We start from the raw sequence: 12,655 nt of genomic DNA, 5'->3' as shown, positions 1-12,655 counted from the left end.
AGTCCGCAGCATGGATGCTGCGGTCTAGGCTCCATGGACGGATCCACGCCGACCCCAGATAGGCCTACCCGGTGGCCAACACGAGCGACTGCCACAAACCCAAACTAAGCCTCCAGGACAACCGAACTGGCCAATCCACCTGCAGCGGCGATAGCCGCCAGGGCGAGGCTGCCCTTGGGAGCCAACGCCATCTCGTGGTAGGCCCTGACCGCCAGAATGGCACCCGAGGCACCAATGGGGTGGCCTCGGGCCAGAGCGCCACCGCCCTGATTTACTTTGTTCAGCGGTAGGCCCAACTGGTGGGCATTGACGATGGCTTGCACGGCGTAGGCTTCCATAAGTTCGATGCGGTGGAAGTGGTCGGCGCTTAACCCGTTGCGTTCAAACAGCCTTTGTACGACCGGCACGATGGCCCAGGGAGGCGAGTCGGCCGGGCCACCGCCGCTGATATCGGCTACCCAGCGCATGGCTCGGGTCCCGGCGGGCAGACGGGTTAGCATAGTCTGACTAACCAGCAGACACACAGCCGCCGCATCCGCCTGTAAGGCCGTGCCGGCGACGTTGATTTCTCCCGACTGCCAGTGAGCTATCTTCGGTGTGCGACTGGCCAGCCGCTGCGTCAATGGCCGGGTGGCTGCATCCACAGCCAGGCCTGCCAGCTCTACGCATTCACCGGCCAGCCGGCTTTGTGCCGCCAATGCCTTCGCATGGCTATCCATCGCCCAGGCGTTTTGCTGCAGCAACGTAATACCCTGCTCATGGGCCAGACGCGCAGCACTGTCGGCCATGTCCGGATCACGGTCCGGCCAGGGCGTGAACGCCGGTCGCTCGTATCCGAGCGGTTCAGAATCCGGGCTAAGCGGACGATGGTGGCGTATGGCCCGCCGACTGGTGCTCTCCACACCGCCAGCCAGCACCACATCCGCCTGTCCACTGGCAATTGCCTGAGCACCCAGTCGCAAGGCGTCCAAACCGGAACAGCATTGGGTATCCAGGGTAAGCGCCGGAACGAATTCGGGTAATCCAGCGGCCAGCGCAATTAACCGGGCCGGATTCCCGCCGCCGTACAAGGCGTTACCGAGCATTACCTGGTCGATATCAGCCGGGTTAAAGCCCACATCCGACAGTACAGCCTGGATCACTGGCACCGCCAGGTCGCTGACCGACAGCGCCTTGAAAGCGCCTTTTACCGGTGCCACTGGCGTTCTTCGGGCCGCGACCAGATACACCGCAGCGCTCATGACGGAATCGCCTTGTCGGGGCCGATTCCGGCCTGAACAACCCTGAGCCAGCGCTCAAGTGCGACAAAATCGGTTTTACCACTGTTGGTCAGTGGCCAATGTTCCAGGAAATACCAGTCTTTCGGTAGCTGGGAGGCGGGAAAGCGATGCCGGCAATGCTGTCGCAATGAATCGGTAAGCACGTTCGTTTCATCGGTCTGAATCACCGCCACTATCCGGTAACCGCGCAGCTCATCCGGCACCCCCAGCAAGGCCGCCTGGGTCACCGCCGGATGTTGCACCAGCCAGGCCTCGACTTCCTCCGGGTAGAGATTCAGGCCGCTGCTGACGATCATGCGTTTCTCCCGACCGACCAGGTACAAAAAGCCCTCCTTGTCCAGATAACCGTGGTCGCCAACAGTTAGCCAATCCCCATCGCGGGCAATTTCATCACCGCCACCGCACTCGTAACCGTCGAATACCAGGGCACTGCGCACCCAGATCCGACCTCGCTCACCCGTTGCCAGTGGTGTCGACGCCGACGCACCTATGCGCACCTCAACACCGGGCACAGCCCGACCAACAGACCCGACCGGCGCTCTGGACTGCTCATTGTGCAGGGCAATAAAGCTCATTTCCGAAGTACCGTAAAATTCTGTCAGTTCGGCGTTGGGGAATGGCTGACGCAGCGCCTGGCGGGTGTCATCCGGCCATTTGGCCCCGCTGATGATCAGGTGGCGCACGGTATGTGCCGGCGCAATGGCATAGCGCTCGGCGCTGTGCAGCAGCAGTTTGATCTGGGTTGGCGTACCGTACAACGCTGTGACGCCCTGTTCCTCAATGGCCTGCAACACCGACCGCGGCCGGAATTGCGGCACCAGCACCACACCGATTCCGGCATGCAACGCCTGTATCACGCCATACAGATGCAGCGATGTGGCCAGACTGCCCGGCGCCATCACACAATCACCCGGTTGCAGCGCAAACAGCGCCCGACTGACGTCAAAACTGGCCAGCCAGGAAGCATGGCTGCGCCGGTAACCCTTGGGCATACCGGTCGATCCGGAAGTGAAGCCGACGTAAAACGGCTGATCGGCTGTTGGTTTGGGAACTGCCAGGCCAGCTTGCCCGGTTGCTGCGAGCCACTGATCGAATAGAACAGTGTTCAAGACCAGATCAGGCATTGTCTGACGCTCAATTTCATCGCGTTGAGCGTCGGGCCAGGCGGTATCCAGCACCAGCGCCCGGTTTCCGGACCGGCCAACGGCCAGAAAAGCGACAACCAGGCGCAACGGGTCAGCCAAGTCCAGTGCGATGGCGCGATGGTCACCGCATTCCCGAAACAGGCACGCAGCCAGATGCTCGACCTGCCGATGCAGGTCGGCCCAGCGTATCGATCGCTGCTGACAATGCAGTGCTATCGAGCCGGGCTGTTCAACAGCCCAATCCGTTAACGTCGCTCCAACAAAACCCGCATCGATGCCCATTGCACCACCACTCCAAACCAGGACTGCACGTACTTTATCAGATTTCCAGCCGCTACCGGGCGCCTGGGTCTAATCGTCATCGACAGGATTGGCCTGGCTAAAAAAATGTATGGGCGTGTTGTGTGATTCATCAGCTCCTCTATACTGACCTAACGGTCAATTTATTACAGAATAATGACACTTTGTCGTGACTGTCATAAAAACACCGTCCAACAACAATAAAGTGAAGTTTCTCGATATTGTCATCGAGCTCGCTGAAATAAAGAGGATGCACACCATGAATAAGCTACTGATCAGTATTGGGGCTGTTGGCCTCGGAACCGGCCTGCTGGCCATGTCGACGGCGTCGGCCGCCACCATCGAACTGCGACTGATGGAAACCACCGACATCCACATGCACATCGTCGATTACGATTATTACACCGACAGTCAGAACGTCACCGTCGGCCTCGCCCGAACTGCCGCCCTGATCAACGCCGCCCGCAATGAACGCGACAACAGTGTTCTGGTCGACAACGGCGACCTGATCCAGGGCAACCCCCTGGGTGATTATGTCGCCAAGGGCGACGTGTTGCGCTTCGGCGAAACCCACCCGGCCTACAAAGCCATGAACCTGCTCGACTACGATGTCGGCAACATCGGTAACCACGAATTCAATTTTGGTCTGGATTTTCTGGTCAAGGCACTGAGCGGCGCCAACTTCCCGTACATTTCATCCAACGTCATGGTCGACCTGGGTGATGGCAGTGACCAGCCTTATTTTGAGCCGTATCTGATCCAGGAAAAAACCGTAATCGACAGTGCCGGTCAACCGCATGATCTGCGCATTGGCTACATCGGTTTTGTCCCGCCGCAGATCATGAACTGGGATAAAGACAACCTGGAAGGCCTGGTCGTGGCCCAGGATATGGTCACAACCGCTGAACGCTTTGTACCCCAGATGAAAGCTGAAGGAGCTGACATCATTGTCGCCATTCCACACAGTGGTTTATCGGATGCCGCCCGTCAGGGTATGGAAGAAAACGCCACCTGGCATCTGGCTCAGGTTGAAGGCATCGACGCCATTATGTTCGGCCACGCCCATGCGGTATTCCCTGGCAACCCTGCCTACGACAACATGGACAATGTGAACAACGAGACTGGCAAGATCTTTGATGTGCCAGCGGTTATGCCCGGATTCTGGGGCAGCCACCTGGGTATCATTGACCTGACCCTTGAAGGTGAGGCCGGTAACTGGCAAGTCGCCAGCAGCCGCAGTGAAGCCCGGCCCATTTACAGCCGCGAGAACGGCGAAACCGTTGCACTGGTCGAGCCGGTTCAGGCCATACTGGATGCCGTCGACAACGATCACCGCGACACGCTCGATTACATGGCGCAACGAGTCGGCGAAACCACCGCCAGCATCAACAGCTACTTTGCCGTGGTTCAGGATGACCCCTCCGTCCAGGTCGTGAACAACGCTCAAAGCTGGTACGTGGAAAACATCGTTCGTGGAACTGAACTCGAAGATCTGCCTATCCTGTCAGCAGCAGCACCCTTCAAGGCTGGTGGTCGCGGCGGCCCTGATTACTACACCGATGTACCGGCCGGTGACATTGCACTGAAGAACGTCGCCGACCTTTATATCTATCCGAATGATCTGAAAGTGGTCAAACTGACGGGCGAGCAGGTCATCGAGTGGCTGGAACGTTCAGCGGGTCAGTTCAACACCATCGACCCCGATACCAATGGAGCACAGCCGCTGGTCAACGACAGCTTCCCGACCTACAACTTCGATGTGATCGACGGCATCAGCTACCACATTGATGTGACCGTGCCACCGCGTTACAACAATGACGGCGAGGTCATCAACGACGAGCATCGCATTGTTAATGTCATGTTTGACGGTGAACCGATCAACCCGGATCAGGAATTTCTGATCGCCACCAACAACTACCGTGCCGGTGGCGGGGGCAGTTTCCCGGGCCTCGATGGCAGCACAGTAGTGATTGACGCACCGGACAAAAACCGCGATGTAATTGCCAATTATCTGCTGTCACAGGGCACCTTTAATCCCTCGGCCGATAACAACTGGCAGTTTGCTGATTGGAGCGATGCTGAGGTTGTGTTCAAAACCTCTCCCAAGGCCGAGGAACTGGCGGCCGATAACATGGCGCCAGGCGAACTGGACGACGCAGGTTTCCGGGTGTTTACCTTTAACTGATCGCTCACTTTTTTAAGGTAACTACGACGCACCTGCAGATGGGGCATGGATGCCCCTTTTATCTTAACGTTTCATCATCTGGCCGATCCCAGGGCGCAAGCGGCTGGGTTGCAGCCTGCAACCACTGAATCGCTGCCTTTACCGCAGGATTGCTCTGCCGGTTCTCGGGTACCAGCGCCTTAACCCAAAGGTCGCTGACCGGAAAGTCACTCATAATGGCCTGTATGCAACCACTTTCCAGTTGCGGCAAGACAATATGTCGCGGTAATACTGCAATGCCCAGGTCGTCCTTCACAGCATCGAGTAATACTAGGCTATCATTAACCGTCAGGCTTGGATGAACGTTGATGTTGATCGATCCGCTCGGGCCTTCAAAAAACCAGCTGTTGCCCGTTGCCAGAAACGACAGACACTGGTGATTCAACAAATCCCGCGGATGTTTAGGTTCGCCGTATTTTTCCACATACCCCCGTGAGGCAACGACTACACGCGGCATCCGGCACAATGGTAAGTCTGCGACATTGGTGTAAGACGAAGGCAAGGCTCCGATGGCGATATCAAACCCTTCTTCTACCGGGTTTACAGACCGGTCCATCAGCACCAGGTCCAACCGAACCCCCGGGTAGGCTTTCTGAAAAGCGGTAAAAATTCTGCCGAAAAACATCACCGTCAAGGTCGTTGGACACTTGATGCGCAAGTGCTCTTCAATGCGTGACTTGGTGCTAGCCACGTCGCGAAATGCTTCATCCACTTCATTTACAATACTGAGAAATCGCGGGTAATAACGCTCACCGGTATCAGTCAGTTCCAGTTTCCGCGTCGAACGAATAAACAACGTTGCTTTCAATTGATGTTCAAGCTGGTTAATCCGTTTGGTGACGACCGAAGGCACGATATCCAACTCCCGGCCAGCCGCCGAGAAACTGCCGGTACGCACGACGGACAGGAAGGTTTTGATGTTATCCAGCGTATCCATGATTGCTCCGGGGCATGTAAGTCAGTACTGATCTTATGTCAGTTTTCGCAAAACGCGAAAGGTGCTGTCTTGATTTAACGGTTTTTCCAGGAGTCAGATCGGCCTAATCTCAGGGTCATAGGGTTTCCCAACAAGAATAAGACGGGCAACCACCCAGATTGCAACAGACCGCCGCGCCGCACGAGTGCCGCTCCCTTCGGGAAAGCCGGGATGTTCAAAACACCATCAGAGGAGAATCAGAATGGCAGACACCCCCAGTACTGAAACGCGTGTCGTACAGAAAGAAAACAACGCACCGTTCCAGAAAATCACCGCCGATGTCTGTGTCGTTGGCGCAGGCATTGCCGGTATGTCTGCTGCTCTGGAAGCGGCAAAACTGGGTAAAAAGGTCGTAATGGTCGATAGCCAGCCAGCCCTGGGCGGCCAGGCGGTTAATTCCATTATCGCCACCTTCTGCGGACTTTTCTCAAATGGCACCCATGGCTATCAGTTCACCTATGGCATAGCCGACGACATCATGAATTACCTGGCCGAACAGGATCAGGCGATTCACTACCGCAATGGCCCACGTACCACCGTGGTTTACTACGATGAAGTCGCACTGGGCCGCTGGGTGGAAGAAAGTATTTTGAACGCGAACATCACCCCGGTGATGGGCGCGATGATTCTCGAGTGCAAAGTCGAAGAGGCGCGCATCAGGAGTGTTGATTTTATGACGCGCTATGGTGCCATCACCGTCGAGGCAGACGGCTTTGTCGATGCCAGTGGCGATGCAGCCCTGCTGTGGAACGCAGGGTTTGAATGCCGTGAGCCGGAAAAGCAGACCGTTTTCGGAACCCAGATGGTAGTGTTGGAAAACATCGACGAGAGCCAGCAGCCGACGCGCGATGAAATTGGCCAGCGTATGAAAGAAAAAGGCGATGAGTATGGTTTGCTCCGCCGCGAGGGGCTCGGTTTTACCATACCGGGCCGGGGTATCGCGGCGATGAATATGACCCATATTGAAACACCGCTTGAACCGGTCGCGGCATCACAAAAGGCATTGGAAGGCAAACACCAGGCGTCCATTGCCGTCGACTTTCTGAAGAAAGAATTTCCGGCTTGCTTTGGCCAGTCCCGAATTCGCTCGTTCGGTTTACCGGGTATTCGCCAGACTCGCTGGATTGTCGGTCAGCACCACCTGACGGTAGAAGAACTGAAGACTGGCAAAAAGTTTGACGATGCCATTGCCCGCACCGCCTGGCCGATCGAATTGCACGACCATGGCGATGGTCATCACTGGATTACCTTTGACGAAGATCATGTTCACTACGTGCCACTGGGCAGCCTGATTCCCAAAACCTGTGAGAACGTGGTCGCCGCCGGGCGTTGCATCGACGCCGATTCAGCCGCCCTGTCGAGTGTAAGAGTCATGGGCCCCTGTATTGCCATGGGCATGGCCGCTGCGCACGCACTGGATCTGGCGGTAGAGGGCAATGTGCACAACATCGATTGTGATGAATTGCGCAAGCGAGTCCACGACAACGTTGAGAAACAACACTATCGCTGGACAGCAGAACAACTGGCTAACCCTGTCCTGGCATCCTGATTCCGGAGACCCGCTGATGCAATTAACGGATTTTGAAAAAGCCATGCTCGACGGTGTTAACGGCCGGGCAAAAGCCGCTGCGATGGACTTGCTGGTCCGGTATGGCGAAGCGGTCGGTGCCGAGCGCCTGGTGGAAACCAATAACGTCGCCGGCGCTTTTAACGCCTCAACACCTTCGGTTAAGCGCATTGTCGATAAAGGCTTCGATGCGGTTTATTCCGAACTCAATCTCGACAGCGATGAAATCGTGGAAATACCCCACATGGCGGTCAACACCTGGCAACTGATCACCGGTATCGATAACGACAATTGGGCCCTTCAGGGGGCCGATGAAAGCCTGGTTCAGATGCAACGCGATTCAGAAGCCTACCTTGGCGAACGCGGCGTCAATATGTGCGCGACCTGCACGCCCTATCAGGTCGGCAATGTTCCCATTAAGGGGGAACACTGTGCCTGGATGGAATCGTCCGCAGTCATCTATTGCAATTCAGTTCTGGGTGCCCGAACTAACGTGGAAGGCAAGGAAAGTACCGGCGCCGCCGCTCTGACCGGGCGTATTCCCTACTGGGGTTATCACTTGCCGGAAAACCGTTTTGGTACGCATTTGATCGAAGTCGATATAGCCGTCGATGACATGATGGATTGGGGATTACTCGGCTACTTTGTCGGCGAGCAAGTCGAAGAGAACAAACCTGTTCTGAACAACATTGCACACCATCCAAACATGGTCAAGCTCAAGCATTTTGGTGCGGCAGCAGCCTCTTCCGGTGGCGTTGAGCTTTACCACATCCCGGGGATTACTACCGAAGCCAATACCCTGGCCGAAGCCTTTGGTCCACACAAGGCGGTCAAGACCATTCATTACGGTCACAAAGAACGTGAAGCCATGTACATGAAATTGCAAAGTGCAACCGACCGCAAAGTGGATTTCATCATGCTCGGCTGCCCACACAATTCGATCGAACAGATGGCGTTGATCGCAGAATTGTTACGCGGCAAACGCATCCACCCGGACACCGCTCTGTGGGTCCATACACCGCGTGCCATCAAACAGGTTGCTGAACGCAACGGCTACCTTCGCGCCATCGAGGCTGCCGGTGCCGTGGTGATGAGCGATACTTGCCCGGCCATATCACGCCGCTTGCCCAAGGGTGTCCGGGTCATCGCAACAGATTCCGCCAAGCAAGCCCACTACTTACCCGCCATTGCCAATGTTCAGGGCTGGTTTGGTTCGGTAACTGACTGTGTCAGGGCGGCCATTTCCGGACAATGGCAAGGGAGAGTGTGATGAGCGATCAATCAGTCAACCCACAGCCAACGCGGACCATTGTCATCAAAGGTCGAACGGTTGTTAAAGGTAAGGTCTCTGGTGAGGCACTGGTCACCCGTGAAACCATTTCCGGCTGGGGCGGCATTAACGAACGCGAAGGCACTGTGATTGAACGTCGTCATGAACTGGTTGGTCAGTCGTTTGCTGGGAAGATACTGCTGTTCCCCGGAGCCAAAGGGTCATCGGGCTGGTCAGCTTTCTTTCATATGACACGTCTGAATGGCGTGTCACCGGCCGCCATGCTGTTTACCCGCATGACCACTAAGATGGCATTGGGTGCTGTGGTTACCCGGGTACCGGCCATGACCGATTTTGAACGGGACCCGTTCGAGCATATTCAAACCGGCGACTGGGTTGAAGTCGACGCCGATGCCGGAGAAATTCGAATTACCAAAGGCGAAAAACCCGCCTGAACGCATCACGATTGGAGTGAACAGGAACGGAGTCACCACGCACGTAACCAACCCTGTTACCGGGGTTTATACAACAACTAAGAGAGGGGAAACCCATGTTCCGGAAAACAATAAGAAGTCTCGGAGTAATCAGCAGCAGTGCACTGGTTGCAGGCACATTATTGTTCGGGGTGAGCCAGACAGCCGCCGCCGAAGATACATATGAATGGCCGCGATTTTTCAACGTCATAACCCCCATCGTTGGCACCGCCAACCATTCATTGGCCGTGGCCTGGACCTCTGAATTTTCGGCACAAACCCAATCACGCTCCCGGGTACTGCCAGGGCCAAATGGTTTCTCTCGTTCAAGCTGGCTGGAAACCGGTGAAGGCCGTATTGCGATGTTGCAGGCCTCCGATTACTTCGACCAAATGGATGGTGTTGAAGGCTTCGCTGCCAAAAATGCTGGCCCCGCCGATACCCGTGTTGTGAACGTCAACATGGTTACCCCCTGGGGTTACATGGTTCGCGGTGACTCCGACATAGAAAGCATTCACGACATTGGCCCCGGCACACGCATCGCCTATGCCGCCAGTTCGTCGTTTCTGTTGGTGGGCGTCGATGCACTGCTGGCCTATCTGGATCTCGATCACGATGACGTAACGTTGGTTGAAGTGGGTAACTACGGAGCCAATACCGCCATCGTGGCTGAGGGTCGGGCCGACGTTGCCTTTACCTCACCGCTGTCGGGCCCGAGCTACGAAGCGGAAGCCGGCCCAAATGGCATTCGTTGGCTGGAACTGCCTGAAGCATCTGAAGACCCTGAAGCCTATGCCCGCTATCGTGCGCTGCATACCGGGTATGTTCCGGCAGAAACCGAAGCAGGTGTTACGTCGGCCAAAGGCATTCGTATGGATCATGCCTACCAGACCAACCATGTTCGCGCCGATGAAGACGAAGAGTTCGTCTACCAGCTGTACAAGTGGATGGACGTTAACCACGACAGCTACAAAGACGACTTTACCCATGCGCACATGATGACGGTCAGCAACATGGTCAACTTCCTGAACGAAGGTCATCTGCAGCCCCTGCATGAAGGTGCCATTCGCTACCTGGAAGAAAAAGGCCTCTGGACCGACGCCTACCAGACGCGTCAGGATGCATTGGTTGAATTGGCGGTTGCACGTGAGCAGATGTTTCATGACGCCATCGCCGCTGCCGAAGCGGAAGGCGTCCGCGTCGCTGCAGGTGAAGATGAATGGGTGCAGTTCTGGGCCGACTACCGCGCCGAACGCGGTCATGACAAGGCGTACGGCACCATGGTTTCGGAAATTAAATAACCTTGTAGCTGAGGTCTTCTCGTCTACCGGGAAGACCTGACTGTTTCTGTTGGCCTGCATCCCCGGATCAGGCCAACGACTCCGAACAAGAAAGGTGGAGGCCCCAAGGCCATGACTTCTCAATTTGATGATCCGACCATTGCTGCGAAGATTCCGGACGAGTACGTCGACCGGACTCAGGAACGCTATGAGTCGATGCCGGCGTTTGTCCGCTTTCTGTTGCTGGCCATGTCCGGTGCCGGGGCAGTACTCGCCGTTGTGTATATTTTTGGCATCATCCCACTGTTGGATGTGACCTATTACTTTTTATTAATGGCCATGTACCTGCCTGTGGCCTTTCTGCTCCTGCCTGCTCACAAGCGCGAAATAAAAGCCAGCTGGCTGAGCTACCTACCGGCATTGGCTATTTTTGGCCTGACCATGTTGATGGCCTATCAGGGTCGAAACCTGGTGTTTCAGACCTGGGTCCCGGTCGGTGAACCCTGGCAACTCTGGGTCGCCAGCGCCATCTTCGTGTTGATTCTGGACACGGCACGCCGTTCTGGCGGTATGATCTTTTTAACCATCGTTTTAATTCTGGGTTTGTATCCCGTTTACGCCGACTACATGCCCGGTATGCTGTGGGGGCCGCCAACAACACTGGCGCGTACCATTGCCTTCAACGTCTACTCCGGCGATGCCATGCTGGGCATTGTGACCCGGGTTGTCGCCGAAACCATCATCGGTTTCCTGATTCTCGCAGCACTTCTGGTTGCCACCGGGGCGGCCGATTTCTTCCTGAAACTTGCCATGGCAATGATGGGTCGCGCACGCGGTGGCCCGGCCAAAGTCTCAGTGCTGGCCAGTGGTTTTTTTGGCAGCCTGAGTGGCAGCATTTTCGGTAACGTGGTTAGCACCGGCTCAGTCACTATCCCCAGCATGAAAAAAGCCGGTTTTCCCGGCCACTATGCGGGTGCACTGGAAGCCTGTGCTTCGACCGGCGGCATGTTGATGCCACCGGTCATGGGGGCGGTCGCCTTCATCATGGCTGACTTTACCAACACCGAATACGGTGTGATCGTCATCGCGGCTATTATCCCGAGTGCCCTGTACTTCTTCGGCTTGTATGTGCATGTGCATGGCTATGCTTCGCGCAACAACATTCAGGGCATGGACCAGGAAGACCTGCCCAGGTTACGCGATACCGTGCTGGAAGGCTGGCCCTTTATTATTGTGCTCGGTTTTCTGGTGTATGCGCTGGTGGTGTTACGCCTTGAACGACTCGCGCCCTTTTATGCCTCTGCGTTGCTGATCATCCTTACAACCTTCAAAAAAGAGCTGCGCATCAGCCCCCGGAAAATTCCCGGTGTGATTTTTCAGATCGGTAAAATGCTCAGCCAGACCATGGGGCTGCTGTTACCGACCGCCTTTATTCTGGGTGGTCTGATGGCAACCGGCGTTGCCCCGGTTATTGCCTCCGAACTGGTTCGCATGGGCGGTGGCAGTGTGGTGATTGTGCTCGCCATTGGTGTTGGCGTGTGCATCATCTTCGGCATGCTCGGCATGATTGTCGCGGCCTATCTGATGCTCGCCCTGACGCTTGCCCCGGCCCTGGAACAAATGGCAGGTCTCAATACGCTGGCTATCCACCTGTTCATTGCCTATTACGCAACTCTGGCGGCCATTACACCCCCGGTGGCACTGGCGGCGTTTCTGGCGTCGCGCATCAGTGATTCAGACCCGATCCGGACCAGCATGCACGCTGCCCGACTGGGCATTGTGCTGTACTTCATCCCGATCTTCTTCCTGTTCGAACCAGCGCTTATTTTCCAGGGGCCGCTGCATCTGACCGCGATCTGGCTGACCATGAACATCATCGCCATTGTGCTGATCGCCGGAGGCTCTGAAGGCTATCTGTTCAAATACGGGCGGGTTCGTGCCTGGGCGAGAACGGTATTAATTGTCGGTGGTCTGTTAATTGGTTTTCCGGAAGCCATCTCCACGCTGATCGGTTTTACCATGGTGACCCTGACGCTGCTGTTAAAGCCCTGGGCTCAATTGCCGGAGACCTATCTATCCAGACCCGGTTCTAAAATCCATTCAGCCAAACCTCAGGTTCAAGTGAACCACGGTTAAGTAA

Annotated in this window: 9 protein-coding genes; 6 read left to right on the top strand and 3 right to left on the bottom strand. The window is 56.1% G+C overall.

The genetic code is table 11. The features are described from left to right. Window positions 1-104: 104 nt before the first annotated feature. Both WEB54_RS01030 and WEB54_RS01025 read right to left on the bottom strand, forming a co-directional pair. On the bottom strand, window positions 105-1,241 hold the full coding sequence (locus WEB54_RS01030; RefSeq protein ID WP_368052791.1) for an acetyl-CoA C-acyltransferase: 1,137 nt from the start codon (window positions 1,239-1,241) through the stop codon (window positions 105-107). After that, on the bottom strand, window positions 1,238-2,707 hold the full coding sequence (locus WEB54_RS01025) for an AMP-binding protein (protein WP_368052790.1): 1,470 nt from the start codon (window positions 2,705-2,707) through the stop codon (window positions 1,238-1,240). Before WEB54_RS01025 ends, WEB54_RS01030 begins: the two co-directional genes overlap by 4 nt. 277 nt (window positions 2,708-2,984) lie before the next feature. Here WEB54_RS01025 and WEB54_RS01020 point away from each other — a divergent pair, with 277 nt between their 5' ends. Continuing rightward, on the top strand, window positions 2,985-4,910 hold the full coding sequence (locus WEB54_RS01020) for a bifunctional 2',3'-cyclic-nucleotide 2'-phosphodiesterase/3'-nucleotidase (RefSeq protein ID WP_368052789.1): 1,926 nt from the start codon (window positions 2,985-2,987) through the stop codon (window positions 4,908-4,910). 58 nt (window positions 4,911-4,968) lie between these two features. Here WEB54_RS01020 and WEB54_RS01015 read toward each other — a convergent pair whose 3' ends face one another. Continuing rightward, a complete protein-coding gene (locus WEB54_RS01015; protein ID WP_368052788.1) occupies window positions 4,969-5,886 on the bottom strand; it encodes a LysR family transcriptional regulator in 918 nt (305 codons plus the stop codon). A gap of 241 nt (window positions 5,887-6,127) precedes the next feature. Here WEB54_RS01015 and WEB54_RS01010 point away from each other — a divergent pair, with 241 nt between their 5' ends. The 5 genes from WEB54_RS01010 (at window position 6,128) to WEB54_RS00990 (ending at window position 12,651) form a co-directional block, all read left to right on the top strand. Then, complete coding sequence (locus tag WEB54_RS01010; protein WP_368052787.1) at window positions 6,128-7,474, top strand: FAD-dependent oxidoreductase; 1,347 nt, start codon at window positions 6,128-6,130, stop codon at window positions 7,472-7,474. A gap of 16 nt (window positions 7,475-7,490) precedes the next feature. Continuing rightward, a complete protein-coding gene (locus WEB54_RS01005) occupies window positions 7,491-8,762 on the top strand; it encodes an aconitase X (RefSeq protein ID WP_368052786.1) in 1,272 nt (423 codons plus the stop codon). After that, window positions 8,762-9,217 carry a DUF126 domain-containing protein gene (locus WEB54_RS01000; protein ID WP_368052785.1) on the top strand — a complete coding sequence of 152 codons (456 nt, stop codon included), beginning with the start codon at window positions 8,762-8,764 and terminating at the stop codon, window positions 9,215-9,217. Before WEB54_RS01005 ends, WEB54_RS01000 begins: the two co-directional genes overlap by 1 nt. 95 nt (window positions 9,218-9,312) lie before the next feature. Beyond that, on the top strand, window positions 9,313-10,536 hold the full coding sequence (locus WEB54_RS00995; protein ID WP_368052784.1) for a TAXI family TRAP transporter solute-binding subunit: 1,224 nt from the start codon (window positions 9,313-9,315) through the stop codon (window positions 10,534-10,536). Window positions 10,537-10,647: 111 nt separating this feature from the next. Further along, window positions 10,648-12,651 (top strand): TRAP transporter permease, encoded by a 2,004-nt coding sequence (locus WEB54_RS00990; protein ID WP_368052783.1) that lies wholly within the window; start codon window positions 10,648-10,650, stop codon window positions 12,649-12,651. The last annotated feature ends 4 nt before the right edge of the window (window positions 12,652-12,655 follow it).

Source organism: Saccharospirillum sp., from assembly GCF_040881935.1.
GTDB lineage: Bacteria > Pseudomonadota > Gammaproteobacteria > Pseudomonadales > Natronospirillaceae > Saccharospirillum.
This window is presented reverse-complemented; position numbering and strand designations above follow the sequence as displayed.

Excerpts from the sequence above, each read along its gene's own strand:
- WEB54_RS01020 (WP_368052789.1), top strand. The coding sequence starts at position 2,985 with ATGAATAAGCTACTGATCAGTATTGGGGCTGTTGGCCTCGGAACCGGC.
- WEB54_RS01015 (WP_368052788.1), bottom strand. The coding sequence starts at position 5,886 with ATGGATACGCTGGATAACATCAAAACCTTCCTGTCCGTCGTGCGTACC.
- WEB54_RS00990 (WP_368052783.1), top strand. The coding sequence starts at position 10,648 with ATGACTTCTCAATTTGATGATCCGACCATTGCTGCGAAGATTCCGGAC.
- WEB54_RS00995 (WP_368052784.1), top strand. The coding sequence starts at position 9,313 with ATGTTCCGGAAAACAATAAGAAGTCTCGGAGTAATCAGCAGCAGTGCA.
- WEB54_RS01010 (WP_368052787.1), top strand. The coding sequence starts at position 6,128 with ATGGCAGACACCCCCAGTACTGAAACGCGTGTCGTACAGAAAGAAAAC.
- WEB54_RS01000 (WP_368052785.1), top strand. The coding sequence starts at position 8,762 with ATGAGCGATCAATCAGTCAACCCACAGCCAACGCGGACCATTGTCATC.
- WEB54_RS01005 (WP_368052786.1), top strand. The coding sequence starts at position 7,491 with ATGCAATTAACGGATTTTGAAAAAGCCATGCTCGACGGTGTTAACGGC.
- WEB54_RS01030 (WP_368052791.1), bottom strand. The coding sequence starts at position 1,241 with ATGAGCGCTGCGGTGTATCTGGTCGCGGCCCGAAGAACGCCAGTGGCA.
- WEB54_RS01025 (WP_368052790.1), bottom strand. The coding sequence starts at position 2,707 with ATGGGCATCGATGCGGGTTTTGTTGGAGCGACGTTAACGGATTGGGCT.